The following is a 24,434-nucleotide window of genomic DNA, read 5'->3' as shown; positions in this document are numbered from 1 at the left end:
ACGCCCGGTTACATTCCGAACCCGGAAGCTAAGCCTCGTAGCGCCGATGGTACTGCAGGGGGGACCCTGTGGGAGAGTAGGACGCCGCCGAACAAATTTTGACAGTAGAAAGCCCCCTCCCGGGATCGGGAGGGGGCTTTCTGCGTTACCCCGGTGGCGAAGCGTGCAGACGGAGGGAGCGCGGCCGTACGAAGTCGGCCGCGCTCCGGGGTCGGTGGCCCGCCGGGAGCGGGCTACCAGGTGAAGCCGGCCTCGGCGTGCCTGAGGTAGCGCTGGATGTCCTGGAAGTCGAGCCAGGCCTCCCACATCTTGCGGGAGGCCCCGTCGCCCCACGGGTTGCCGAGGCAGATCCGTCCTCCGGGGACGTCGACCTCCTTGACGAAGTAGGCGTGGCTGGTGGCGAGGCGACCGCCCATCAGGGTGTCCCGGTCGCTGCCGTGGCCCTGGGTGCCGACGGTCACCGCCTGGCCCCGTGCCTTGCGGTCGGCGATCTCGTGGACCACCCAGGGGGAGCTGATGTCGATCTCCTGCACCGGCTGTGCGGTCAGGAAGGCCAACGCCCGCCCGGCGTAACCACCGTTGGCGATGCCCTCGTAACCCCGGTGCCACTGGGCCACGGCCTTCTCGTAGTAGCCCGGCCAGGTCTCGGCGTAGCGTGGATCGCTGCTGTGTCCCTTGGCCCCGTAGAGTCCGCCGGCGACCATCGGCAGGTCGGCGACCACCGTCACGTCGTACGGTCGGCCCTTCTCGTACAGGGTGAAGGTGACCGATCCGTTGGCTTCCTGGCGCAGGTGGCGCGGGGCGTAGGACGGATTGGCCTGGAGCACGGCCTGCATGGCGGTGAGCATCCAGCAGGTGCCGAACCGGCCCTGGTCCATGTCCTGCCAGCTCATCGCCTCGGTCGAGGCCGAGACGCGCTGCCACCCCTCGGTCATGTACGCCCCGTCGACCTGGGCGAACGGGCCCTCGGGCAGCACCCAGCCCGGGGTCTTGCCCGAGCCCGAGTCCATGTCGTTCAGCTGGTAGTCCGGCTGGGCGCACGGCATGGAGTCGCCGATCAGCATGGTGGCGTACGGACTCACCGTGCGCAGCAGCCAGTTGAAGACGTCCTGCTGCCGGTAGAAGTCGTACGCCTCTTCCTCGTTCGCGTCCGTGACGTGCATCAGCTCGTCCCAGCGCAGCAGCCCCTGCGGGCCGAACCGGCGGATCACCAGGTCGAGTTCGCTGGGCGGCAGCGGCACCAGCAGGTTGCCGACCTGGTCGAGCAGGGGCCGCGCGCCGTGGCGGTCGGTGTCGGCGAAGAGGGCGTCCCAGGCCAGCCGGCCGACCTCTTCCACGCGGGCGGGGTTCGGCGGCGGGCCAGGGGGCTGCCAGGGGCGTTCCACCACGGGATGGCCGTCGGCAACGTAGTTCAGCCGGCTGAGGCCGGCCTCGTCGGTGAACTCCTTGACCGTGTTCACCACCGACATGACGTCACGTCCCAGCGGGATGAAGCCGGCCACGTTGTTGGCAACCTGCTGCCAGTTGTTGCGGTGGTAACTCACGCGTCCTCCCCCGGCGGTCCCTCCGCCATGCTTCCCGCTTCGCCCGGGCCGTGCCTTCCCCGGGCGCAGTGTCATGATCCACTTGCTGATGAGCAGACCCGCCCAAGAGAGTACGGGGCCGCTCCGACGGCGCTGCCACCGGGGCCAGGACGTTCACGGCCCCGAAAAGCACGGCGGACGGGCGGCGCGATTCCCCGGTTCGTCACGCAGGTTCCTCACCAGTACGGGTGAGCCCTTCGGCAGGCGGCGGGCCGCAACTCGTCCGGGGATGCGGGGAGTACCTCGGCCGCCGGCCGGTGCTGGGTCCATGCCTCCTGGTGGGTCTGCTCGGCCCGGATCCGTCCGACGACCGCCCGCAGGGCCAGCTCGTACCCGGCAGTGCCGCAGCCCAGGATGCTCCCGGCGACCACCGGAGCGGTCACCGAGGTGGCGCGGAAGGGCTCACGGGCGTGGATGTTGGAGATGTGCACTTCGATGACCGGGATCGAGACCGCTTCCAGGGCGTCCCGCAGGGCGTAGCTGTAGTGCGCGTAGGCGCCCGGGTTGATGACGATTCCGGCGTAGTCGAGGCGGGCCTGGTGGACCAGGGTGATCAGTTCGCCCTCGCTGTTGCTCTGCACGCAGTCGACGTACACCGACAGTCTTCTGCCGAGCTCGACGACCTGCCGTTCGACGTCGTGCAGGGTTGCCGTCCCGTACCGGGCGGGGTCGCGTTCGCCGAGCAGGTTCAGGTTGGGGCCGTTGAGCAGCAGTACGTGCAACGGAGGGACGGGATCCACCAGCCTCACGCTCCCGCCTCCTCGGCGGGTTCCAGGACGAAGTCGAAGCGGAGCTGCCGGAAGGGGCTGGGCAGGCCGTGCCGCGCGGCCGCCGCGGGGTCGTGGACCGTCTCGACCTCGCGTACCAGCCTGCGCTTCACCGCGAAGACGGCGTCCGAGTCGATGTACGGGCTGTCGGCGACGTAGATCTGGGTCGTCAGCGAGCGGTGCCCCTCGGCCGCCACGATGAAGTGGATGTGCGCGGGACGGTTGGCATGGCGGCCGGTGGCGCGCAGGAGGTCGCCGACCGGGCCGTCGGTGGGGATCGGGTAGTGGCGCGGGACGACGGAGCGGAACCGGAAGCGGCCGTCCGCGTCCGCGGTGAACAGGCCGCGCCCGTTGCCCGCGGGCTGCTCCTCGGGCTGTTGGACGTCGTAGAAGCCCTGGTCGTCGGCCTGCCACACGTCCAGAGTGGCGCCCGGAAGCGGCTGCCCGTCCGTCGTCCGGACCTCGCCGGTGACCAGGCAGGGAGTTCCGCCACCCGTGAGGTCGATGGTGTCGCCCAGTGCGCGGGGCGGTGAGGAGACGACGTGGAACGGGCCGAGTACGGTCGACTCGGTCCGATCCTGTCCGGCCGCCGCCGCTGCTGGCGCCGGGTCCGGACGGCGGTCGTTGACCGACTCGACCAGCGTGGACACGCCGAGCACGTCCGAGAGCAGGATGAACTCCTGCCGCCGGTCGGTGCAGGCGTGCCCGGTGGAGGTGAGAAAGTCGATGGCCGCCTGCCACTCCGCCATGGTGGGCTCGATGTCGACGACGAAGGCGTGGAGGTGCCGGACCAGCCGGGTCAGGATCTCGCGCAGCCGCGGATCGGGGGTCCTGGCGAAGCTGGCCAGCACCGCGTCGACCGGTGCGACCTCGGTCGGGTCGGTCAAGTCGTTTGCCATAACTACTCCTTGATCGCCGGTGCCCCGCCGACCGCCGCCTGCAGGGGAGTGTCCGATGCGGTCGCGACGGTGCGGTCCTCGGCAGCCCCGCGGCCGTGGGCGCGGAAGGCCCAGATGCCGCTGAAGGCGGACAGGGCCGCCGAGACCGCGCAGGTGACGAGCCAGCCGGCGTGCGTGAAGAGCAGTGTTCCGGCGGCGGATCCGAGCGAGCCCGCAGCGAAGTAGCCCGTCATGTAGAGAGTATTCACCCGGGCCCGGGCGTCGGGCCGCTGACGCAGCGCATGGGTCTGGTTGGCGACGTTGTTGACGCGGGCGCCGGAGTCCAGCACGAGACAGGCCGCCACCAGCACCGGTGTGACGGCGCCGGCCACCCCGGCGGCCAGCAGCGACACCGTCATGGCGGCCGCAGCGGTCACGGTCAGCAGCCGGAACCAGTTGCGTTCCAGGAAGCGGCCGACGACCATGACCGTCACCGTGCCGGCGATCCCGACCAGGCCGAGCAGCCCGGCATCCGCCGTGCTCCAGTGGTGCGGGGCTCCGGTGACGTAGAGCGTGATGGAGGTCCAGAGCAGGTTGAAGGAGGCGAAGCCCGAGGCCGCGACGACGATGGCCCGGCGCACATTGCGCTCCTGACGCAGCAGCGGCACCAGCGAGGCGAGCAGTTTCGGGTAGGGCAGGCTCGTACGGGGCGGCGGTTCCGGCAGCGACCGCAGGGCCACCGCGAGGGCCACCGTGAGGATCGCGGAGATGACGTAGACCCATCGCCAGCCCACCGCGTCGGCGACCGTCCCGGCAAGCACCCGGGCGCCGACGATGCCGCCGAACAGCCCCGCCGTTATACGGGCGGTGATCCGGCCCACCTGGTCCGGTGCCGCGAGGGACACCGCGACGGGGGTCAGGACCTGTGCGAGCACGCTGCTGAGCCCCAGCGCCACCGCGGCGACGGCGAACAGCGCATAGCCGGGTGCGGCGGCGGCCACCAGCAGGGCCACGGTGCGGGCCGTGTTCAGCCAGAGGCTGAGCCGGCGCACCCCGAGCCTGTCGGCCAGCGGGACCAGCAGCAGCAGGCCGAGGGCGTACCCGATCATCGTGGCCATCGGCAGCAGGCCCGCAGTGCCCACGTCGACGCCGAAGGACTTGGCCAGTGGACGCAGCAGGGGTTGCAGGTAGTAGATGTTGGCCACGCTCACGCCGGAGGCCAGGGCCATCAGCGTGACGTGCCGTGAGCGCAGAGCGCCCGCAGGGGTGGGGACTTGAGCGGTCATGTGAACAGCCTCGCGAGTCGACCTTGATAAGACAAAGACCTGAGTGATCTAGATGGCATAAGCCGTGGTGATAACGTGCCGGCCATGGAGCTGAGGACGCTGGAGTACTTCGTCGCTGTGGCCGAGGAGCGGTCCTTCACCCGGGCGGCGACGCGCTGCCATGTCGCACAGCCTGCGATCAGCCAGCAGATCCGCAGCCTGGAACGCGAGTTGGGGGAGAAGCTGTTCGACCGCGGCACCCGGGCGGTGAGCCTGTCCGCGGCCGGGGAGGCGCTGATACCGCATGCACGAGCGGCCCTGGCCGCTGCGGCGGCGGCCAAGGCCGAGTTCGCGGCCCGCTCCGGGCTGCTCACCGGTGAGCTCGCGCTGGGCACCGTCGACGGCGTCGAGACCACCGAACTGCCTTCGCAGCTCGGCGCGTTCCACCGGCGGCACCCCGGTGTCACGGTCCGTCTGATCGGCGGCACCAGCAGCGATCTGCTGAACCGGGTACGGCACGGCACGCTGGACGCGGCCGTGGTCGCGCTGCCCCGGGGCGGTGTCGCCCCGTACTTCCACCACCGGGTCCTGCTCCAGGACGAGATCGTCGCCGTGGTCTCCAGGGACCGGCCAGAGGCCGGGAAGCCGCAGCTGACCCTGTCGCAGATCACCGGCGCGCCGCTGATCACCTATGGCCAGGACAGCGGCCTCCGCCCGCATCTGGAGGCCGCGTTCGAGGATGCCGGGGTGTCCTTCCGTCCCGCGTACGCCACCAATGACGTGGCGCTGCAGGTGGCTCTGGTCGCCTCCGGGGTGGGCATCGCCCTGGCGGCGGGCGCGGACAGCACGCTGGCCCGCGACGCCCGGGTGGGCACCGTTCCGCTCAGTCCGCGTATCCCCTACACCAAGGCACTGATCTGGCGAGCGGAGTCCGCGCTGGCGGCGCCGGTGCGGGCGCTGCTGGCGCTCGGCCGGTCACAGGGCTGAGAGCGGGCCGGGCCGGTCCGGCCGGGGTGAAGGCCCGCTGCCGGACCGCTGGGCGCGGCCGCCGCGGGACGGATGCGGCGAGAAGCTGCGTCCCGCGGCGACCGGGCGGTCAGCGCTGGAGCATCTCCGCCGTGAGGAAGGCGAGCTCCAGGGCCTGGGTGCGGTTCAACCGCGGGTCGCAGGCAGTCTCGTAACGGGTTGCCAGATGGGCGTCCAGGATCTCGGGAGAGCCGCCGAGGCATTCGGTGACGTCCTCGCCGGTGAGTTCCAGGTGGACTCCGCCCGGGTGCGTGCCCTCGCTCCGGTGCACCTCGAAGAAGCCGCGCAGCTCGTCCAGGATGTCGGCGAACCGGCGGGTCTTGAGCCCGCTCTCACCGGTGAAGGTGTTGCCGTGCATCGGGTCGCAGACCCACAGCACCGGGTGGCCCGCCTCCCGCACCGCCCGGACCAGGGGCGGCAGGGCCTCCCGAATCCGGCCGGCCCCCATCCGGGTGATGAGGGTGAGCCGGCCGGGGAGCCCGGTCGGGTCGAGCCGGGTGCAGAGCGCGAGCAACTCCTCGGGCGTCATCCCCGGTCCGACCTTCACACCGATCGGGTTGTCGATTCCGGCCGCGAACTCGACGTGCGCACCGTCCAGTTGACGGGTGCGCTCGCCGATCCACACCATGTGCGCCGAGGTGTCCTGCCAGTGTCCGGTGGCCGGGTCCCAGCGGGTCAGGGCCTGCTCGTAGGGCAGGATCAGCGCCTCGTGGGAGGTGAAGAAGTCGAAGCCCCGATCCGGCAGTTCGGAGGTGCGGGCGCCGGGGTGGGAGCCCAGGTAGCGCACCACGTGCTCCATGTCGTCGATCAGCGAGACATAGCGCTGGTCGGAGCTGGGCCGCTCGCTGGTGCGCCCGACGTACTGGCGGTTCCAGGCGTGGACCTCGTCCAGCGTGGCGAAGCCGTGCTCGGTGAAGGTACGCAGCAGGTTGAGGCTGGCGGCGGACTGGTAGTACGCGCGCAGCAGCCGGTCCGGGTCGGGGCGGCGGGCCTCCGGCGTGGGTGCGCTGCCGTTGACCATGTCGCCGCGGTAGCTGGGGACGACCAGCGGGCCGTCCGGGCCGTCGACCGGCTCGACCGGGTTGGACCGCGGCTTCGCCATCTGGCCGGCTATCCGCCCCACCTTGATCACGGGCAGCCCGCTGCCGAAGGCGAGGATGGTGGCCATCTGGAGAATGACCTTGACCTTGTGGTGAACGGACTCCGCGTGGAAGGACCGGAGCGACTCCGCACAGTCGCCGGCCTGCAGGAGGAAGCCCTGGCCTGCGGCCGCCGCTCCGAGCGCCTCGCGCAGCCGGGCGCTCTCCACCCCGCTGACCAGCGGGGGCAGCAGGGCGAGCTGGTCGACCGTCTGGGCGAGCCGTTCGGGCTCGGGCCAGTCCGGCTGCTGGGCGGCGGGGAAGCTCTGCCACGAGCCTGGATCCCAGGTGGCGTCGGGGTCTGCGGGCGAGGTGCCGAAGACGCTCGACACGGGTGTGAACGAGGTCATGATGCTGAGTCCGTTTCCTGAGGTACCGCCCGGGAACCGGGAACGGCCGCGATGGCGTCGGCGGCCGTCGCCGTGCTGTTCGTGGTGGCCGGCGGCACATAGCTGGGGTTGAACTTCTCGTGGATATAGAGCACCGGATCGTCGCCCTCGACGAGCACGTATGCCTTGAAGGCGCAGGGCTGCGTGCCGTCCGGCGCCTCCCAGTCGGACTGGCCCACCTCAAGGATGCGGCGGGACTGGCTGAGGCCGAGGGCCATCAGGCCGCGGCCGATCGGTGCGCGACGGTCCGTCACCACGCGCTGCAGTCCTGAGGTTCGCCGACCGGCCCCGACCACGTAGTTCTCGGAGACCCGGTCGCCGTCGGCGGTGCGCAGCACCGAGCGCCGCACCAGGACTTCACTGTCGTCGTCGACCCGGATGGTGGCTCGAAGGTCCGCGTCGATCCGCCGGGCCGACACGGTCTCCTGGTCCAGGACCTCCACCGAGAGTTCGGTGTCGAGCAGGGCTTCGAGCAGCAGGGTCGTGGATCCGTCGGCCGCCAGCAGCATGCGCGTGACGGCAGGCGGGAGGAACGTCGTTGGGCTCATGTGGCTTTCCCATGCTTTCCGGGCGGCGGTGCCGCGCCTGGTGGTTCTCGGCCGGGGGACCGTCCGGGTACGGGTGGTCCCCCGGCCGTGGGGCCGGCTTGGACCGACCGGCGACAGGGAGCGCGGGTCGGTCTCAGGGCGGGCTTGCGGGGTGGGTGTCCCGGGAAGCCCGCCCAGCTCAGCGGTACAGCGAGGCGATCTGCTCGACGTGCTCTTCCAGATGGCCCACCAGGAACTCGTCGACGATCTCCTCGACGGTCATCACCCCGTGGACCGCGTGCACGCCACGGCGATCCCACGCCTCGTCGGGAAGGAGGCCGAGCAGGGTGCGCAGCGTCCCGACGTCTCCGGTGAGCCGCGGGAGCACCTCCGTTCCGGTACGGGCGTTCTCGACCAGGACCGCCTCCAGGCGGCGTTCGTCGTCGAGGGTCCGGCCGAACGACGGCACGCTGTCCGCGGGTGCGGCGAGGACACCGCACATCTCTGCCGTCCAGTACCCGGGGAACTCCGCGACGTGGGCCCACGCCTGGCCGAGCCGCCACTGCTCCCCGGTGGCCTTGTCGGCCTCGGTGAGACGGTCCGTCGCGGGTGCCTGGGCGAGTGCGGTGAGCTCCGTCAGCGCGGCGTCGAGGCGGCGGACCAGTGCCTCGCGGCCGGAGGTGGTGCTGTGATCGGTCATCGGGCACTCCAGACATCGGGGTGGGAGGGAAGGGTGCCGGAGGCGATCAGGTCCGGCAGCTGGGTGGAGGCGTTCTCCCAGACCAGCAGCATCGACCGCTTGGGCGAGTAGCCCTGGTGCCGGATGTCGGCCGGCATGGCCGACACGTCCCCGGCCTTCATGACCACGGTGGCCCGCTTGGCTCCGGTGGCGCCGTCCTCGATCTCCCAGACCATCTCGTCGGAGAGCTGGATGAACCACTCCACGCGGTCGTTGCCGTGGATGATCGGCAGGATGTACTCCTCGGTGGTCGGGCAGGCCAGTGAGTCGCGGCAGGCCGAGACGACCGAGGGGTTGAACGTCACGGGGGAGCGGGAGAGGTAGGCGAACAGGTTGAAGGCGACCAGCTCGTCCGCGAAACCGGCTTCGGCCCGGACCACGGGTTCGTCCTGCGGGACGTCGCTGAACGCGGCGTTGACCGGGTGCCCGTTGTCGTCCGTGCGCAGCGGTTCGTCACCCGGTGCCCCGACCATACGCTCGGCGGTGACCCGGCGGCGGCGCAGCGCCTCGGGGTTGGATCCGTTCTTGCGGCCGAATGCGCTGCCGGTCTCCCGGGGGGCGACGAACGGGTCGAAGCCCTCGTTGGTCCAGTCGTCGGCGATGGTGAGGAAGGCCTCGGCCACCACCTCGGTGGGGAAGGTCTCGGTGTGGGCCATGCCCGCGGCCTGGTGCTCCTTGGAGAACCGGCCTGCGCAGACGTCCACCCGGCCGTAGTGGTTGACGGTGCCGAGGACGCCGTCGAAGTTGACGGTCCCGTAGAAGAACTCCCAGGCGATGTCCCGCTGGATGGCGCGCAGGAAGTCGTCGGCGCTGATTCTGTGGTGGCCCGAGGGCCAGCGGACGGTGGCGAAGTACTCGTCCCGTTCGAAGGTGAACGAGCCGAGGCCGAAGACGCCGTAGCCGTGGTCGTTGGTGCCGTGGTCGACGAGGCCGGCCACGGCGGGCAGGTCGGATGTGCTGAGCTGGGTCATGGTGCTGTCCTTCGCGGGTGAAGGTGCGGGTGGAGACGCGGCTGAGGGGCGGGTCAGGAGGTCTGGCAGATCTCGTTCCAGCGGAACTCGGTCTGCGGACCGGCGACCGTCTGGAACAGCAGCACGGCGGACGTCTCGGGGACGAAGCGGTAGGCACTGTGGGCCGGCAGCAGGACCATGTGGCCGCGACCGGCCTCGATGGTGCCCATCGGCACGCCCTCCGGCTCGGCGGTGAAGACCACGGCGCCGTCGTGGTCGGGTTCGACCAGCGGTGCGGTCGGCTTGCGCAGCCAGACCGTCACCCGGCCGTCCATCACGAGTACGAACTCGTCGTGCGCGGCGCTCCACCAGGGGCTGGGGCCCTCCGCCCGGGTGGCCTCCAGGACGTACTCCTGGTTGATCGCGACGGCCGTCCTGAGGTACGGCGCGCCGGCCTTGGCCACGGCGAAGACGTTGGAGAAGACGTAGTGGCGCGGGTCGTCGTCGATGACCTGGACGCCGCCGCTGGGGTGATGAGCCAGCGAGCCGAACGTGGTGGGGCCGCCAGGGGGGACGATCGCGGTCTGCGGCGGAGAGGTCAGCTGTGTACTGGACATGCGCTATTCAGCCCTTCGGGACGTCAGCACACTCCCGTCAATGTCCCGTCAAGGACGGGCGCCACCGGAAGTGAAAGTGTTGGTAAAACATCAGGGCCTCGGCGCACGGTATTTTGTCCGCCTTGTCGTGCGATGTCCGGAAAACCTGGACGAGAGGCACTGTATGTCTGTGGCCATTAGCGGGACCGGCCCGCTCCGTGACGCCTCCACTTTGCAATACTCGCGCGTTCTCAGCGAGATCACTAAGTATACTATTAGTCGTAGTGACGATTGGGAGGGAACTGTGGCAGTCGATTCACAGCGCGCGAAGGCACTAGGGGATTTTCTGCGGTCGCGGCGGCATCGCACGTCGCCCGAGGAGTTCGACCTCCCGGGCAGCCCGCGACGCCGCACACCGGGCCTGCGCCGCGAGGAGGTCGCCCAGTTGGCCGGGGTGAGCCTCACCTGGTACACCTGGCTCGAACAGGGGCGCACGGCCACCTCGAGGCAGGTGTTACTGGCGTTAGCGCGGACACTTCAGATGACCAGCGAGGAGACCGCGCACCTGATCAGCCTGTCGGAGCCGGCCCGGGCGGGGGCGCAGCCGGCCGCGACCGGGGTGTCGGAGCATCTGCAGGCGTTCGTCCGGGCGCTGGATCCGCACCCGGCCTACGTGGTCGACCGATGCTGGGACCTGCTGGCCTGGAATAGGGCGGAGGAAATTATGCTGGCCGGCTTCGAAACAATTCCGGAACACCGCAGGAACATGTTATGGATGATGTTCTGCTGGCCCCGCATGCGGGAAATGCTCGGAGAGTGGAAGCGTGAAGCGAGGATGCTTCTCGGGCAATTCAGGGCAAGGTCCGCCGAATACGCGGACGACCCCCGATTCAGTGAGATCGCCGAAGAGGTACTTGCGTCGAGCGAGGACGCCCGCGCCTGGTGGGAGAGCTACGAGATCCAGGCATTCAGACCGGCCGTGAAGAATTTCCAGCACCCGGTCGCAGGACACCTGCGCATGCGCTACGTCAAACTTGCCACCGTGGATCTCTCGAACCATTTTCTGGTGGCCTATGTACCGGCCGACCAGACCAGCGAGGCCCGGCTGCGCCGACTGGTCGCCGGTCACGGCGCCGTCGATCTCGCCTCGGCCAGCTGACCGTTCCCGCCGGGCGCGCGACGCCCGGCAGCGGTCTGCCCCGCCGGCCGGGGCAGACCGCGTGTCTTTCGTCCGGTGCGCTCAGAGCTCCGAGGACCGGCCGGGTGCCCCCACGTAGCTGTCCGAGAACATCATCGAGTACGTGGCGGAGTCCCGCAGCTGTGCCAGCCGGGACAGCTGGAGGCGGTGCATGAAGTCCGAGTCGGTCTGCCTGGCCGCAGGGCTGTGCAGCAGGTGCAGCATCCAGTGTGAGAACTCCTGCGCCTGCCAGATCCGCGGCAGGCAGGCGGCCGAGTAGCCGTCGAGCGCGTCGGCGTCCGCGCCGCCGTAGTGGGCGAGCAGTCTGACCGCGAGCTCCTCGGCGTCGGCGATGGCCAGGTTCATGCCCTTGCCGCCGGCCGGGGTGATGATGTGGGCGGCGTCGCCGACCAGGAAGAGACGTCCGTGCTGCATCGGCTCGACGACGAAGCTGCGCATGTCCAGGACGTTCTTCTCGGTGATCTCGCCCGGCTTCAACTCCTCCGGCGTCATGCCGAGTCGGCGCCACAGAGCGGACCAGATCCGCTCGTCGGGCCAGTTCTCCGGTACGTCCCCGACCGGGCACTGGAGATAGAAGCGGGTGACGGACGGCGTACGCAGCATGTGGCCCGCGAAGCCGTCCTCGTGCAGGGCGTAGATGATCTGCTCACTCGCCGGGGGTGTCTCGGCGAGGACGGCGAGCCAGCCGAACTCGTGGTGCTTGGAGAACGCACGCAGCCGTCCGTCGGGGACCGCCTGCCGGGAGACGCCGTGGAAGCCGTCGCAGCCGGCGACGAAGTCGCACTCCAGCTCCAGGGGTTGTGAGCCCTCGGCCGGCTCACACCGTAAGACGGGCCGGTCGCCGTCCAGGCCGTCCAGTGCGACCACGGGATGGGAGAAGAGCAGCTTTCCCCCGGCGTCGAGGTAGGACTCCACGAGGTCGCGTACCAGGAACTGCTGCGGATAGACGTAGTGGGAGCGGTCGCCGGCGAGGTCGCGGTAGGGGATGGAGAAGCGTTCTCCCTGGAAGCGGAACTCGCAGCTTCCGTGCTCGGCGCCCTCGGCCAGCAGCCGCTCCGCGAGCCCATGGCGGCGCAGGAACTCGACCGTCCGGTGTTCGATCAGACCTGCCCTGGCGCGTGCCTCGACGTAGGAGCGGGTCTGGCGCTCGACCACGACGCAGTCGATGCCTGCCCGTTGCAGAACGTTCGCCAGGACAAGGCCAGCCGGCCCGGCACCCACGATGGCCACCCGGGTTCCAAGACGCATAACTCCCCCTTGCTCGATCACGTCGGCAGCGGCGGCGGACCGTCGACCGGACGGTGCACCCGGTCCTGGGAACGCGGTCGCCGACGGGCCTGTGAGGTGCCGTCAGGTCGTCGCGCGATGCGACGGTCTGCCGCCCTGACCTGCTCGCCATCCTGCCGCCAGCGGAACCCCCTGTCGTGTTAGCAATACTGACGGCCGAGACGCCGGGGAGCCCCTTCGCTTCCGGGCCCGATGGATCATCAATATCCGTACTGTGCCGCTGAGCTGGGATGTTCGGGCCGGAAGTCGGGCGGTGGGTCGGCGGGCGGTGGCGGCCCGAGTGACGAGGCACACGTACCGACCGGTCAGCTCGCCGTCGTGCTCGGCCGTACCGCCTGCGCGGGAGCCGCACCGCAGTCGTTGGCGAAGCGTCGGAAGCGGCGGCCCGCCGCGACGTCAGCCGTCGATTCGGTGCTGGACCCAGAAGGAGGTCAGGTCGGTGCTGGTGGCGGCCTGGGCCGCGGCCTTGAACTCGGCCGTGGTCGAGACGCCGTACCAGTGGCTCTGCGCGTAGTCGTGGAGGAGCTTGGTCATCGCACCGTCGCCGATCAGGCGCCGGAGGTCGTGCAGGGCGCACTTGCCGTAGCCGTAGACGACGGTCGAGTACCGCGAGGAGTTGGCGTCCCAGTACGCCATCGAGTCGGTGATCTTCTCGGCCGGCGAAGCCCAGGAGACGCTGTTCCAGCAGCCGGAGCCGGTCTTGCCGAGGGCGAGGTCGGTGGCGTAGTCGGTGAACGCCTCGTCCAGCCAGGGGCCGTTGTACTCGTCGTCCCCCACGATGCCGTACCACCACTGGTGGCCGAGTTCATGGGTGAGCGCCGTGCTGTTGACCAGGTCGAGCACGAAGCCCGGGTACTCCATGCCGCCGAACCAGAAGTTGTTGTCCAGGACGGCGTCCACCTCGGCGTACGGGTAGGCGCCGAACCGCTGGGCGTGGGAGTCGATCGCCGATTCGGCGGTGCTCAGCATCGACTGGGAGTCCGCGGAGCTGATCCCGGTCACCGAGTAGACGTTGACCCGGACGCCGCCCGGGGAGCTGCCGGAGATCTTGCTGAACGGCCCTGCGGCCCAGGCGAAGTCGCGGACCTTGCTCGCCGTCGCCGTGGTGACGGTGCGTCCGGAGGACCCCGGGGTGTCCACCGAGGTGCCGGTGGCGGGTACCAGCAGATTCGAGGGGTGGTCGAGCGTGACGCTGAAGTCGGCGGCCAGCGAGTAGAAGGACTCGCCGTTGTTGGTGTAGGGGTCGAGGTGCCAGCCCGAGGCATCCCTGATCGCCAGCACCGGAAGGGCGTTGCCGAGGAAGTTGAACGCCCCGTCGTGGCCGAACCGGTCGGCGCCGCTCGGCACGCTGATACCCAGGTCGAAGCCGATCGTCCCGCTCTGCCCCTGGCCCAGCGGCGTGGGCAGCGTGACCTTGAGGGCGGTGCAGTCGACCGACAGGGCCGCCGGGGCGCCGCCGGTCAGGTTGGTCACCGTGATCGGTGTGGTGGGGCAGCTGCCGTGTGCGTTGTCCCACAGCCGCAGGTACACCTCGCCGAGCGGAGCGGCCGAGGCATTGGTGAAGCTCACGCTCTCGTGCCCGTTCCAGGTGCTGCCCGAGGAGTCGCCGGTCAGGTTGACGGTGTAGGCGGGCGATGCGGGCGTACGCGTCGAGTCGGCCGGCGGCGGGGGCGGCGGCGTGCTGCCTCCGGAGGTGTCGAGGGCGACGTCGTCGAGGACGAAGCTGGTCTGCAGACCGGAGTCCTCCGTGCCGGTGAAGGAGAGGGTCACCGTCCGGCCGGCGAAGGAGGACACGTCGAACGACTTCTGCACGTAGCCGGACGCGGCGTCCAGATTGGAGTACGTCGCCAGCGTGGTGCCGCCGATTCGGGCGGTCAGCGTGTCGTAGGCGACCGAGGTGCTGGTCTCGGCGGTGTCGACGTGCAGCCAGAAGGTCAGGGTGGCTTTGCTGCACCCGGCCGGCAGGGCGACGGTCTGCGACAGGGTGTCGGTGTGGGACGAGCCGTACCCGTCGAGCCAGGCGAATGAGCTGCCGGAGTGGGCGCTCTGGCCCCCGCCGCCCGTGATCACCCCGCTCGATGCGGACCACGGCGAACTACCGGACTCGAAACCGCCGTTGGCGACCACCTGGGCCGGCGCGCAGTCGGCGGCACTCGCCACGTTGGGGGTGGCGAGTGCCGCCGTGCCGGCGGACGCGAGCAGTGCGGCGGCGGTGACGAAGGGAAGGAGTCTGCTTCTCATCGGAGCCTCTCAGGAGACAGGAGCGCCCGTCGGCCCGGTGGGTGACGAACCGTCACTCATGTCGGCGGAACGTAGTGTTGCCCCGGACACCACCCGTGCGGGCGGCCGCAGAGAGGCGCTCCCCGCCCCTGAGGCCGAGAGAAAGCCTGGCAGTAAACCCCTGCTATTGAAAGGGTCATGCCATGACTCTCCCTTCGGCGGCACGGCGCGAAGTCCCCTCGGTTCAGCGCGCTGCCCCGCGTGACCGGGCGACGAAGAACAGGCTGAGCACCAGGCTGGCCGCCGCCACCCCGCTGGTGGCGACGAACCCCCAGCGGAAGCCGGCGGCCAGTGCCTCCTTCGCCGGGTGGTGCAGTGCGGTCAACTGCTTCGCGTGGCCGAGGGCCAAGGTGATCACTGTCGCCATGCCGAGCGCGGAGCCCGCCTGGCTGATGGTCCTGAGCAGGCCGGAGGCGAGTCCGGAGTCGGCCGGCGGCACGTCGGTGACGCCCATGGTCAGCAGCGGAACGAAGCACAGCGGCATCGCGAACCCGATCAGCCCGAGTCCCGGCAGCAGACCGGCCGTGTAGGAGCCGTGCGCGCTCAGCCGGGTGAGATCGAGCGCGCCGAGCAGAAAGAGCGCCGCACCCACGGGATACAGCCACTGGGGAGCCCACCGGCCGACGATGCGGGGGAGCACCACGACGACGGCCAGCGCCGGTACTCCCATGGCCAGCATGCCGAGCCCGGCCTTCAACGGGCTGAATCCGAGCACCTGTTGCTGGTACAGGCTGGCCATGAAGAACACCGAGATCTGGCCTGCCCAGGTGAACATCAGGCCGACCGAACTGGAGATGAGCGAGCCCATGGTGAGCAGCCGCATCGGTACCAGCGGATCGCCGCTGCGCTGCTCGACGACCGCGAACACGGCGAAGAGGAGCACCGAGGCCCCGAACGAGCCGAGCGGCGCGGGCGTGAGCCAGCCGTCCTCTCCGGCGGTGATCAGGCCGTACACCAGGAGCAGGAGCGCGGCCGTGACGAGGAGTGCGCCGGGGATGTCGAAGGAGCGGCGCGGGCCGTCCGCCGCCGGGCGCAGTGCCGGGACCACCGGGATACCGGCGAGCAGTACGAGGGCCGCGATCGGCGCGTTGACGAAGAACGCCCAGCGCCAGTCTAGGTAGTTGACGATGACTCCGCCCGCGACCACCCCGAGCGTGCCGCCGAGTACGGACAGGCCGCTCCAGATCGACAGTGCGACCCGGCGCTCGCGCGGGTGCCGGAAGACGGTCACCACGATGGACTGGGCGCCGGGGGTCAGCAGGGCGGCGCCCAGTCCCTGGACGGCGCGGCCGACGATGAGCACCGTCGGGGAGCCGGCGAAGCCGCAGGCCACCGAGGCGGCGGCGAAGAGCACAAGGCCGGTGTGGAAGGTGCGGCGGCGGCCGAGCAGGTCGGCCATCCGGCCACCCAGCAGCTGGAGGCCGCCGAAGACCAGGATGTACGCGTCCAGCACCCACTGCAGGTCGCCGGCGGTGGCTTTGAGGCGTGACTCGATCGCGGGCAGGGCGACATTGACCACCGTGCTGTCCAGCATCGCCATGAATCCGGCGATGCCGACCACGACGAGAATCGCCCAGCGTCGGGGGTGGCCACGGTCCTCCGCGACGGGTGCTGCCGCCGGGTCGGCCGCGACCGCACGCTCGGGGGGAGTCGGGTGCGGCATCTGGGTTCCCTTCGAAGTGGTGGTCAGGTCGCACGGCCCATGGACGGTGACGGGTGCGATACCTGGGGAGGGGGATGAGGGGGCGCGGTTCCCGGGTCGGTCGGGTGCGGGCCGAACACACACGGCCCGCGCCCCCGCACCGATCTCCAGGGCCTCCGCCCGGCGTCATGCTAGCTGCAAATTAGATGCCTGCGCACGCACATTGACACTCTTTCGGAACGCTGCCTAGGGTGAGTGCCGCTCTCCGGCCCGAGCTTGGTGGCGGCCGATGCTCCGAGCCGCCGCTCACCCCAGGGCCGGCGGCTCTTCCCATGAACGCTCGCGCACATGCCCCGCGCCGCTGTCCCGGCAGGCGCCGTACAACGACCGGGAAGCAGACCGAAGGAGAAGAATGACCGAGCAGACCACCGGCCACGAGACCTATGCCGAAGGGCTGTTGGACTCGCTGGCCGCCGCCGGCACCCGCGACGTACTGCACCACGGCCCGCGGAGGATCAGCGGCGCCAAGGCACATAACACCGTGATCCGGCTGGCGAACGCCCTGCTGTCCGCCGGGGTGCGCAAGGGTGACGGAGTGGCGGTCCTGGCCACCAACAGCCCGGAAGCCGTCCTGCTGAGTATCGCCGTCCACCTCGCCGGCTGCCGGCTGGTGTTCGTCCGGACCGACCGCGGGCTCGGCGAACAGGCGGCGTTCATCGAGCAGGCCCAGGTCACCACCCTGGTCTGGGCACCCGCGCTCGGGGAACGGGCCTCCCGGCTCGCCGGCGACCTCGGCATCCCCCTGGCCTTCTCCCTGGGGCCGTCCGCAACGGGGCGAGACCTGCTGGAGAGCGCGGTCGCGGGCCCCACGACCTTCCAGGGCGAGCGGGCCGCGCAGCAGGACGTCGTCACCCTGCTCTACACCGGAGGGACGACCGGCCGGCCGAAGCTGGTGGCCCAACGGCACCCGTACTACCAGGGCCTGGTCGCGGGATCGGCCCGCCAGCTCCTCGCGGACTCCGACGCTCCCCGGCTGCTGCTCCCGATGTCCGTGACACACACCAGCGGCCATCTCGGCGCCATGGCAGGACTGATGGCGGGCGGCACGGTCGTCCTGATGGACTCCTTCGACGCCAAGGCGGCCATCGAGGCCCTGCGCCACGAACGGATCACCGGCCTGCTGCTGACCCCGCCGATGCTCTACGAGATCCTGGACCACCCCGACTGCCCGGCGGACGGATTCCCCGCCCTCAAGCGGCTGTTCTACACCGGTGCGGCGGCCGCCCCGGCGCGGCTTCGGCAGGCGATCGAGCGATTCGGCCCGGTGCTGCACCAGATCTACGGGACGAGCGAAGCGCCGGGCATCACCGCGCTGCTGCCGGCCGAGCACGACCTCGGCAAGCCCCACTGGCTGCGCAGCTGCGGCCGACCCGGCCCCGGCCTCGACGTGGAACTGCGCAACGCCGACGGCACGGTGACGCCAGGCGGCGAGGTCGGTGAACTCCACGTGCGCGGGGGAGTCGTGATGAGCGAGTACTGGGGCGACCCGGAGGGCACCCGCCAGGCACTGCGCGACGGATGGCTGGGTACGGGCGATCTGGCCTACCAGGACCGCGAGGGCTACCTCTACCTCGTGGACCGCGCCAAGGACGTGATCGTGACCGGCCGGACGTCCTCCAACGTCTACTCCCGGCTGCTCGACGACTTCCTGGTCACGCTGCCGGGCGTGGCCGAGGCGGCGGCCGTCGGAGTCCCCGACGACCTGTACGGCGAGGCCGTGCACGTGTTCCTGGTCGCGAACGGCGAGGCCCCCATCGACCGTGACACGGTGCGCGCCCGGGTCGCGGAGGAACTCGGCGAGCTCTACCGGCCGAGGGACATCTCGGTGCTCGACGCACTTCCCTGGACCACCGTCGGGAAGATCGACAAAAAGGCGCTGCGCGCACTCGTCGTCCCCGCTCCGGGCCCCGCACCCGTGTAACAGCGGTCGGTCAAAGCCGCGCCGAGATCCCGCGTCAGCCGGCGCGCCTGCCCACCGCTCGTGGCCGCAGGCGCGCCGCTCGACGTGGCCTCAGACCGCTGTGGCTGCCGGAGCGGCACCAGCCGGGCCGATCAGGCCCCGGAGAGCGGCCATGCCGGCGATCTCCTCGGCACTCAGCCTGCTCAACACGGTCTGGGCCAGAGCGTCCTGGACCGCGGCCAGGGCCTGCGCGTGCAGCTCGCCGCCCTTGTCGGTCAGCAGGACCTCGGTGGAGCGCGCATCCGTGGGGGAGGAGGTACGGGTGACCACGCCCCGCTCCTCCAGAGCATGCAGGACCCGGCAGGTGCGTGAGGGACTGAGTGTCACCTGCTGCGAGAGATCCGACACGCGGATGGGCTCGGACTGGCGGGCGAGGACTTCCAGGACCTCGAACCAGCTGATGGAGAGCCCGTGAGTCTTCGTCAGGGCCCGGTCCATGTGGTCGCTGATGTGGTGATGGGCCTGGCTGAGGCCCCACCAGGCCTGGAGGATTCCGCTTCTCGGCATGCCCCTATCGTAGCGGCTCGATAGGTGCACGCGCAGGCACCTAACTGTCACGGACCGGCCGGGGCCGAGGGCGCTGGCCCTCGGCCCCGGACGAATCGGACTACCAGAGTGCCGGCCGTCGCCCGGACCACGGCTGCGCCGCCTCCAGCTGTGCGGCCAGCGAGATGAGGAGCGGCTCCGCGCCGTGCCGTGCGGTCAGCATGGAACCGACGGGCAGCCCCTCGGAGTTCCAGTGCAGCGGGACGTTGACGCTCGGCAGGCCGGTGATGTTGGCCAGCGGTGTGTACGGCATGAACGCGGCCATGGCCGCGAACTCGGCCGTCGGATCGCCGTCGTCGCGCAGTGCCCCGATGAGGCCGGGCAGCTGACCGAGGGTCGGCGAGAGGATCACGTCGTACTCGGCGAACAGCGTGTCGGCCAACCGCTGCCCGGCTTCGTGGAACAGACTCACGGCCTGGGCGAACCGGGCACCCGGGACGCTCGCGGCACCGGCCCTGAGGGACCGGGTGAAGGGCATCAACACGCTCTCGTCCGGCACGGACGGCAGGGCCGACAGCACGGCGAGGACGTCGGAGAACGCCTCCACCAGCAGCGGATCCGACGGTGCGTCGAGTTCGGTCACCCGGTGACCGAGGGCATCGAGCAGGAGGGCGGTCCGCCGGTAGCCGTCGGTGCAGTCCGGGTGGGGTGCCACCCCGGGGACCATGGGCTGCAGCATGGCGGCCACTCGCAGCGAGCCCGGCTCGCGCCGTGCGTGTTCGAGGAAGGTCTCACCGGCGGGCAGTGCCAGGGCGGTCCGACTGTCGCCCGGCGCCGGGCCGCTCATGACGTCGAGGAGTGCGGCGGCGTCGGCGACCGTACGGGCCAGCGGGCCGTGGACCGAGAGTCCGGCCACGTCCGCCGAGGGCCCGTTGCTGACGCGGCCCCGGCTCGGCTTGATGCCGACAAGGCCGCAGGCGGACGCGGGGATCCGGATCGACCCGCCCGCGTCGGTGCCGTGGGCGATCGGGGCAAGGCCGGCGGCCACCGCTGCGGCGGAGCCACCGCTGGATCCTCCGGGGGAGCGGGTCGGGTCCCACGGGTTCCGGGTGGGGGGCGCCAGGCGGTTCTCGGTGTAGCAGGGCAGTGCGAACTCCGGGGTGTTGGTCTTGCCCAGCATGATCGTGCCGGCCTCCCGGAGCCTGGTCACGACATGGTCGTCCCATGAGGCCACATGCTCGGCGTAGGCCAGGGAGCCGAAGGTGCAGCGCACCCCCTCCACCGCGGTGAGGTCCTTGACCGGGACGGGCACCCCGAGTAACGGGGACGAGCAGGTGTCGTCGCGCAGTGCCGTTTCGGCGGCAGCGGCCTGAGCGCGCGCGAGTTCGGGTACCACCGTCAGATAGGCCCCCACCTCGTGGTCAAGACCGGCTATTCGGTCCAGATAGTGCTCGGTGAGTTCACGGGGTGATACCTCTCGCTTACGCACAGCTGCGGCCTGTTCAAGTGCGGAGAGTTCGTGAATTTCGGTCATATGGCTTTCACTTCCCGTTCGGCCGACGACTCGGTCGGCACTGCCAAGGGGATCTCGCGGGTCGGAACCGCGTTTGTGGCACCTCTCCCGTTCTCGACTTCCTCAAACCGCTGGATCGTCGCCGACTTGCCGTGAGTCAGGTCACGTGTTCTGCCGCCTGGCTGCCGAAGCCGATCATTGGCGGAGATTTCGGTAAAATGGGACGCTTCGGTGGCCGAACAAAAGGTGTAATACAGGTCGAACTGCGCAAGATTTCAAGCTTGACGCTTAGATGCGTACGCACCTAAGGTCGATTCCGAAGGGCTGGCGGGGGGCTGGCAGCCGTCTCCACGTTGCCGTCGAAGGCGATGCGGGATGACTCGAAGAAGGCCGTCCGGAAGCTTTCGTGGTGGGATTTCCCAGGAAGCATCACTGATCCGGAGTTGGCAGACGTTCGAGATTCTCGGCGTGCCTGGTTTCCATTCTCCTGGGCGTCGAACAGTGTGTGGAAATCCGAAGAGCGCGCCCCGGGCAAGCCTTTCACTCATCATTGGCCAATGCGTCACGCGTCCGAGGAGTGATATGTCCATCGAAGCCATTGGGAATTCGACGACCGAGACCCTGGGCCGGCTTTTCACCGAGCTCGCGCAGGACGACCGTTTCACGGCCGGGCTGCGCGACAGCGGTATCAGCCTTCTCATGGAGCACAGCAGGCCGGATCTGCGGATCTTCGTCTCGGCCGAGGGGGCCGTCGTGGGTGACGGGGCCCCGGAGTACGCGACGCTCACCATCAAGTCCACCGCAGCCACCGCCCATGAGCTCTGGCTGGGGCGGACGAGTTTCCCGGCCGCGATCACGTCCGGCCGGCTGAGGATCTTCGGCAAGGTCGCGAAGGTGCTCGAGCTGATGCCGATCCTCGCCCCGGCCTTCGAGCGCTACCCCGCGATCGTCACCGCCGTCGGCGCCTGAATTCCTGACATCCGCAAGACATCTGACGGAACGTCTCACAACCGTGAAGCCGCTCGACCAAGGAGAATCGTGACCATCACCGCCCCTTCGTTCGAACTCAACTTCGACGTGCTGCCGCCCGAAATCCAGCGGTTCAAGGAGACCGTACGGGAGTTCGCGCAGGAGGTCGTGCTGCCCAGGGCGCAGCAGCTCGACCAGGCACCTGCGGCGGACTTCGACTGGGACCTGGTCAAACAGGGCCACGCCCTCGGGCTCACCCGGGTCGCGGTGCCGAAGCAGTACGGTGGCCTGGGCCTCGGCATGCTGGGCATCTCCGTCGCCATGGAGCAGGTCGCGGCGGCCTGCCCCGGCACCGCACTCATCTTCGGCGCCACCATGCTGGGCCAGACGCCGATCCTCTACTCGGGCGACCCTCAGCTCCAGGCCCGCTACCTGCCCCTGTTCGCCGGTGACGAGCCGATCCTGGCCTGCAACGCGGTGACCGAGGACGAGGCGGGCTGTGACCTGATCATCCCGGAGAACGCCAGGCACGCCGTCAACGTGATGAGTGCCAGGCGTGAGGGCGACCACTACGTCCTGAACGGCAGCAAGAAGTTCATCACCAACGCCAAGTTCGCGACGTTCGCCTCGGTGTTCGCCAACATGGAGGGCCACGAGGGGGCCACCGGGCTCACCTCCTTCATCGTCGACCTCGACCAGCCCGGCGTGACCCGCGGTCCCGTCGCCGACAAGATGGGCTACCGGGCCTGCCTCGGCAGCGAGTTGACCTTCGAGAACGTCATCGTTCCGGTGGAGAACGTGATCGGCGGAGAGCTCAACGGCATGGCGATCAACATCGCGCAGAGCAACATGGCGCGGGCGTCGGTGGCCGGCATCTCCACCGGGGTCGCCCAGGGCGCCCTGGACAAGGCGCTGAAGTGGTGCGGCGAGCGGGTCCAGGGCGGCCAGCTGCTGTACAAGCACCAGTTCAGTGCGCAGAAGATCGCCGAGATGGCCTCCAAGATCGACGCCTCCCGGATGCTCTACATGTACGCCGCCAACAAGGTGGACAACCAGCTGCCCGCGCCCGAGTACGAGCCCGCGGTGGCCAAGCTCTTCGCCGACCGGGTGGCGATCGAGGTCGCCGACACCGCCGTCTCCCTCATCGGCGCCCGTGGCTACCTGCGTGAGTACGGGGTGGAGAAGATGCTGCGCGACTCCTACGGCGCCCGCATCTACGAGGGCACGCCCGAGGTCCTCGCCCTGGCCATCACGGACTGCCTCTACCGCGTCAGCGAGGCGGAATGACCAGAACCTTAACGGCCGACCAGCCCACGGCAGTTGCCGGGAGATACACCGCCTCGATCCTCCGCCTCCACGAGAGGCTGCACTACCCGGGGCTCCTGGAGGCGGTCCGGGGGGAACCCCTGCACCACCACGATCACGGCGACGGGCTTGTCACTCTCGCCGTCCGGGATTCACAACTGCCGCTCCGTTACCTCCGGGGAATACTCGGCTTCCGACTGGCCCAGTATCTGCGCCTGGGCTGGATCTGCCCCTCGCTGGTGCAGCGGGCCGCCCTCTTCCACGAGCCGTTCCGGCCGGCGCACGGCGTGGAGGACGTGCACATCGTCACCCTCTCGGCGGAGAGCGGCAGGATTCTCGGCTATGTCGGACTCTCCGGCTCCTACGATCCCGAGCCGCTGCCGCTCGACGCACCCGGCCGGCCGAGGCTGGCGACCGAACTCGCACACCGCATAGATCTGCTCGGCCCTTACGCGGCCCCGGAACTCCACACGCACCACGCGTTCGAGGTCAAGCGGTTCCTCCGGGACCAGAGCATGCCGCCGGGAGCCCTGGCCTCGCTCGTCCCCTGGCACATCGTGCTGGGATTCGGGAGGTCGCTGCTCGCACTGGGCGGTCCGCAGCGCCGGATGCTGGCTGTCGGCGATGCCAAGGAGGAGGTGGCCATCCGTCATCTGACCCTCATGGGACTCGATCTGACCGTCGTCGACGGCACCTCGCCGAGCCTGCCCAGGTCCGAGCTCATGTGGCCGATCTACGAGCAGGACACGATCGCCAAACCCTTCGTGGGCCGCCTCCCGGAGGGCTTCCGGGCCGACATGGACACCATCGAGACCTATCTGACCGAGGCCCGAGGCACCAGAAACGCTCACGCGCTCGTCGAACAGCTCGCACGGCGACGGAAGGAAGCGACTCAGCCATGACGCCCATCCAGGACGCCGACCGGCGACAGGAAGTCGAACGATCCGACTACTACGATGAGTTGACGCAGCGCAATCTCGGAATCGTCAGTCGGCGCCAGCAGGAGGCACTCCGCCGGGCCACCGTACTCGTGGCGGGTTGCGGATCCATCGGCGGTGCGGCCGTCCAGCCGCTCGCCAGGCTCGGTGTCCAGCGCTTCCTGCTGGCGGAGCCGGGCACCTTCGAGCTCAACAACCTCAACCGTCAACAGGCGACCGTCGAGGACATCGGCAGGAACAAGGCCGAGGTCGCGGCGGACCGGGTCCTGGGGATCAACCCCAAGGCCGAGGTCAAGGTGTTCGCCGACGGGGTCACCGCCGACTGCGTCGACGAACTGACCGCATCGTGCCAGGTCGTCATCGACGGCGTCGACGTGACGACGATGTCCGGCCTGGAGGCGAAGTTCCTGCTGCACCAGAAGGCCCTGGAGCGCAGGCTGCCCCTGCTGACCGGGTGGGACATGGCCGGTGTGCAGTACCTCCAGTGCTACGACTACCGGAAGCTCACCAGGCCGTTCGACGGTCGGATCATCGAGCGGGACCTCGACCGGCTCGGCGCATGGCAACTGATCATGCGGCTGATCCCACTGCGCAGGATCCCGGCCGAGATGCTCGCCGACGTGAGCCCCAACATGCAGAACCCCGAGTACAGCGTTCCCCAAGTGGTCTACGCCGCCCTGATGTTCGGTGCGGTCAGCTCCCACATGGTCGCCAGGATCCTGGCCGGAGAGGCTGTCCGTGACGAGGTGAGCTTCGACATCCATCAGGCGGTAAGGCCCGCCCCGGAGCAGTGGTCCAACCGGCTGCGCTGGCCCAGGGAGGCACTGCGCATGGTGCAGGCACTGCAACAGCTGGCTCGCGAACTCGCGCGCTGAACCACCCCCTGGGCCACCGCTCCGGTGGCCCAGGTCCGGACGTGGGCCCTGTCGGACGGTTC

The 24,434-nt window shown here is 69.8% G+C and carries 21 protein-coding genes and 1 rRNA gene; 8 read left to right on the top strand and 14 right to left on the bottom strand.

The window, feature by feature from the left end:
- Window positions 1–93 (top strand): 5S ribosomal RNA (gene rrf, locus P3T39_RS04945); the annotation flags it as partial.
- 140 nt (window positions 94–233) lie between these two features.
- Here the strand turns inward: rrf and P3T39_RS04940 are convergent.
- From P3T39_RS04940 to P3T39_RS04925, 4 genes are all read right to left on the bottom strand, one after another.
- The gene (locus P3T39_RS04940) at window positions 234–1,544 is read right to left on the bottom strand and encodes a C2 family cysteine protease (RefSeq protein WP_280696082.1); all 1,311 of its coding nucleotides are present in this window, start codon (window positions 1,542–1,544) and stop codon (window positions 234–236) included.
- Window positions 1,545–1,759: 215 nt separating this feature from the next.
- Window positions 1,760–2,332, bottom strand: a complete 573-nt coding sequence (gene aroQ, locus P3T39_RS04935) for a type II 3-dehydroquinate dehydratase (protein WP_280696081.1) — start codon at window positions 2,330–2,332, stop codon at window positions 1,760–1,762.
- Window positions 2,329–3,249: a dioxygenase gene (locus tag P3T39_RS04930; RefSeq protein WP_280696080.1), complete on the bottom strand. Its 921-nt coding sequence runs from the start codon at window positions 3,247–3,249 to the stop codon at window positions 2,329–2,331. Before P3T39_RS04930 ends, aroQ begins: the two co-directional genes overlap by 4 nt.
- Window positions 3,250–3,251: 2 nt before the next feature.
- Window positions 3,252–4,514 carry an MFS transporter gene (locus P3T39_RS04925; RefSeq protein WP_280696079.1) on the bottom strand — a complete coding sequence of 421 codons (1,263 nt, stop codon included), beginning with the start codon at window positions 4,512–4,514 and terminating at the stop codon, window positions 3,252–3,254.
- An 84-nt stretch (window positions 4,515–4,598) separates the two neighbouring features.
- Between P3T39_RS04925 and P3T39_RS04920 the strand changes: the two genes are divergently transcribed.
- The gene (locus P3T39_RS04920; RefSeq protein WP_280696078.1) at window positions 4,599–5,480 is read left to right on the top strand and encodes a LysR family transcriptional regulator; all 882 of its coding nucleotides are present in this window, start codon (window positions 4,599–4,601) and stop codon (window positions 5,478–5,480) included.
- A 109-nt stretch (window positions 5,481–5,589) separates the two neighbouring features.
- Here the strand turns inward: P3T39_RS04920 and P3T39_RS04915 are convergent, their stop codons facing one another.
- The 5 genes from P3T39_RS04915 to P3T39_RS04895 all read right to left on the bottom strand — a co-directional run bounded on the left by P3T39_RS04915 (window position 5,590) and on the right by P3T39_RS04895 (window position 9,880).
- Window positions 5,590–7,008 (bottom strand): 3-deoxy-7-phosphoheptulonate synthase class II, encoded by a 1,419-nt coding sequence (locus tag P3T39_RS04915; RefSeq protein WP_280696077.1) that lies wholly within the window; start codon window positions 7,006–7,008, stop codon window positions 5,590–5,592.
- Entirely contained in the window at window positions 7,005–7,595 is a 591-nt protein-coding gene (locus P3T39_RS04910) for a chorismate pyruvate-lyase family protein (RefSeq protein ID WP_280696076.1), read from the bottom strand. The genes P3T39_RS04915 and P3T39_RS04910 overlap by 4 nt, the downstream gene beginning before the upstream one ends.
- A gap of 178 nt (window positions 7,596–7,773) precedes the next feature.
- On the bottom strand, window positions 7,774–8,274 hold the full coding sequence (locus P3T39_RS04905) for a DinB family protein (RefSeq protein WP_280696075.1): 501 nt from the start codon (window positions 8,272–8,274) through the stop codon (window positions 7,774–7,776).
- Complete coding sequence (locus P3T39_RS04900; RefSeq protein WP_280696074.1) at window positions 8,271–9,284, bottom strand: hypothetical protein; 1,014 nt, start codon at window positions 9,282–9,284, stop codon at window positions 8,271–8,273. The genes P3T39_RS04905 and P3T39_RS04900 overlap by 4 nt, the downstream gene beginning before the upstream one ends.
- Window positions 9,285–9,337: 53 nt before the next feature.
- Window positions 9,338–9,880, bottom strand: coding sequence for a hypothetical protein (locus P3T39_RS04895; RefSeq protein ID WP_280696073.1), 543 nt, complete (start codon window positions 9,878–9,880; stop codon window positions 9,338–9,340).
- Between the two features lie 283 nt (window positions 9,881–10,163).
- Here P3T39_RS04895 and P3T39_RS04890 point away from each other — a divergent pair, with 283 nt between their 5' ends.
- On the top strand, window positions 10,164–11,018 hold the full coding sequence (locus P3T39_RS04890) for a helix-turn-helix transcriptional regulator (protein WP_280696072.1): 855 nt from the start codon (window positions 10,164–10,166) through the stop codon (window positions 11,016–11,018).
- A gap of 81 nt (window positions 11,019–11,099) precedes the next feature.
- Here P3T39_RS04890 and P3T39_RS04885 read toward each other — a convergent pair whose 3' ends face one another.
- From P3T39_RS04885 to P3T39_RS04875, 3 genes are all read right to left on the bottom strand, one after another.
- Window positions 11,100–12,305, bottom strand: a complete 1,206-nt coding sequence (locus tag P3T39_RS04885; protein ID WP_280696071.1) for a 4-hydroxybenzoate 3-monooxygenase — start codon at window positions 12,303–12,305, stop codon at window positions 11,100–11,102.
- A gap of 435 nt (window positions 12,306–12,740) precedes the next feature.
- Entirely contained in the window at window positions 12,741–14,585 is a 1,845-nt protein-coding gene (locus P3T39_RS04880; RefSeq protein ID WP_280696070.1) for a M1 family metallopeptidase, read from the bottom strand.
- Between the two features lie 223 nt (window positions 14,586–14,808).
- Window positions 14,809–16,287 (bottom strand): MFS transporter, encoded by a 1,479-nt coding sequence (locus tag P3T39_RS04875; protein ID WP_280696069.1) that lies wholly within the window; start codon window positions 16,285–16,287, stop codon window positions 14,809–14,811.
- A 391-nt stretch (window positions 16,288–16,678) separates the two neighbouring features.
- On the opposite strand from P3T39_RS04875, the gene P3T39_RS04870 reads away from it, so the two are divergent.
- Entirely contained in the window at window positions 16,679–18,247 is a 1,569-nt protein-coding gene (locus P3T39_RS04870; protein ID WP_280696068.1) for an AMP-binding protein, read from the top strand.
- Window positions 18,248–18,337: 90 nt separating this feature from the next.
- Here P3T39_RS04870 and P3T39_RS04865 read toward each other — a convergent pair whose 3' ends face one another.
- Both P3T39_RS04865 and P3T39_RS04860 read right to left on the bottom strand, forming a co-directional pair.
- Window positions 18,338–18,793, bottom strand: a complete 456-nt coding sequence (locus tag P3T39_RS04865; RefSeq protein ID WP_280696067.1) for a MarR family transcriptional regulator — start codon at window positions 18,791–18,793, stop codon at window positions 18,338–18,340.
- 100 nt (window positions 18,794–18,893) lie between these two features.
- Window positions 18,894–20,306: an amidase gene (locus P3T39_RS04860; RefSeq protein WP_280696066.1), complete on the bottom strand. Its 1,413-nt coding sequence runs from the start codon at window positions 20,304–20,306 to the stop codon at window positions 18,894–18,896.
- Window positions 20,307–20,867: 561 nt separating this feature from the next.
- Here P3T39_RS04860 and P3T39_RS04855 point away from each other — a divergent pair.
- From P3T39_RS04855 to P3T39_RS04840, 4 genes are all read left to right on the top strand, one after another.
- The gene (locus P3T39_RS04855) at window positions 20,868–21,254 is read left to right on the top strand and encodes a hypothetical protein (RefSeq protein ID WP_280696065.1); all 387 of its coding nucleotides are present in this window, start codon (window positions 20,868–20,870) and stop codon (window positions 21,252–21,254) included.
- Between the two features lie 69 nt (window positions 21,255–21,323).
- Window positions 21,324–22,541, top strand: a complete 1,218-nt coding sequence (locus P3T39_RS04850) for an acyl-CoA dehydrogenase family protein (protein ID WP_280696064.1) — start codon at window positions 21,324–21,326, stop codon at window positions 22,539–22,541.
- Window positions 22,538–23,461: a hypothetical protein gene (locus P3T39_RS04845; protein ID WP_280696063.1), complete on the top strand. Its 924-nt coding sequence runs from the start codon at window positions 22,538–22,540 to the stop codon at window positions 23,459–23,461. The genes P3T39_RS04850 and P3T39_RS04845 overlap by 4 nt, the downstream gene beginning before the upstream one ends.
- Window positions 23,458–24,372, top strand: a complete 915-nt coding sequence (locus tag P3T39_RS04840) for a ThiF family adenylyltransferase (RefSeq protein WP_280696062.1) — start codon at window positions 23,458–23,460, stop codon at window positions 24,370–24,372. The genes P3T39_RS04845 and P3T39_RS04840 overlap by 4 nt, the downstream gene beginning before the upstream one ends.
- Window positions 24,373–24,434 lie beyond the last annotated feature (62 nt).

The sequence above is a fragment of the Kitasatospora sp. GP82 genome (genome assembly GCF_029892105.1).
GTDB lineage: Bacteria > Actinomycetota > Actinomycetes > Streptomycetales > Streptomycetaceae > Kitasatospora.
Note: the sequence above shows the minus strand (reverse complement) of the source record. Positions and strands in the feature narration are given on the sequence as shown.

Excerpts from the sequence above, each read along its gene's own strand:
- P3T39_RS04930 (WP_280696080.1), bottom strand. The coding sequence starts at position 3,249 with ATGGCAAACGACTTGACCGACCCGACCGAGGTCGCACCGGTCGACGCG.
- P3T39_RS04895 (WP_280696073.1), bottom strand. The coding sequence starts at position 9,880 with ATGTCCAGTACACAGCTGACCTCTCCGCCGCAGACCGCGATCGTCCCC.
- P3T39_RS04910 (WP_280696076.1), bottom strand. The coding sequence starts at position 7,595 with ATGAGCCCAACGACGTTCCTCCCGCCTGCCGTCACGCGCATGCTGCTG.
- P3T39_RS04840 (WP_280696062.1), top strand. The coding sequence starts at position 23,458 with ATGACGCCCATCCAGGACGCCGACCGGCGACAGGAAGTCGAACGATCC.
- P3T39_RS04860 (WP_280696066.1), bottom strand. The coding sequence starts at position 20,306 with ATGACCGAAATTCACGAACTCTCCGCACTTGAACAGGCCGCAGCTGTG.
- P3T39_RS04920 (WP_280696078.1), top strand. The coding sequence starts at position 4,599 with ATGGAGCTGAGGACGCTGGAGTACTTCGTCGCTGTGGCCGAGGAGCGG.
- P3T39_RS04885 (WP_280696071.1), bottom strand. The coding sequence starts at position 12,305 with ATGCGTCTTGGAACCCGGGTGGCCATCGTGGGTGCCGGGCCGGCTGGC.
- P3T39_RS04855 (WP_280696065.1), top strand. The coding sequence starts at position 20,868 with ATGTCCATCGAAGCCATTGGGAATTCGACGACCGAGACCCTGGGCCGG.
- P3T39_RS04925 (WP_280696079.1), bottom strand. The coding sequence starts at position 4,514 with ATGACCGCTCAAGTCCCCACCCCTGCGGGCGCTCTGCGCTCACGGCAC.
- P3T39_RS04845 (WP_280696063.1), top strand. The coding sequence starts at position 22,538 with ATGACCAGAACCTTAACGGCCGACCAGCCCACGGCAGTTGCCGGGAGA.
- P3T39_RS04900 (WP_280696074.1), bottom strand. The coding sequence starts at position 9,284 with ATGACCCAGCTCAGCACATCCGACCTGCCCGCCGTGGCCGGCCTCGTC.
- P3T39_RS04905 (WP_280696075.1), bottom strand. The coding sequence starts at position 8,274 with ATGACCGATCACAGCACCACCTCCGGCCGCGAGGCACTGGTCCGCCGC.
- P3T39_RS04865 (WP_280696067.1), bottom strand. The coding sequence starts at position 18,793 with ATGCCGAGAAGCGGAATCCTCCAGGCCTGGTGGGGCCTCAGCCAGGCC.
- P3T39_RS04915 (WP_280696077.1), bottom strand. The coding sequence starts at position 7,008 with ATGACCTCGTTCACACCCGTGTCGAGCGTCTTCGGCACCTCGCCCGCA.
- P3T39_RS04875 (WP_280696069.1), bottom strand. The coding sequence starts at position 16,287 with ATGCCGCACCCGACTCCCCCCGAGCGTGCGGTCGCGGCCGACCCGGCG.
- P3T39_RS04870 (WP_280696068.1), top strand. The coding sequence starts at position 16,679 with ATGACCGAGCAGACCACCGGCCACGAGACCTATGCCGAAGGGCTGTTG.
- P3T39_RS04880 (WP_280696070.1), bottom strand. The coding sequence starts at position 14,585 with ATGAGAAGCAGACTCCTTCCCTTCGTCACCGCCGCCGCACTGCTCGCG.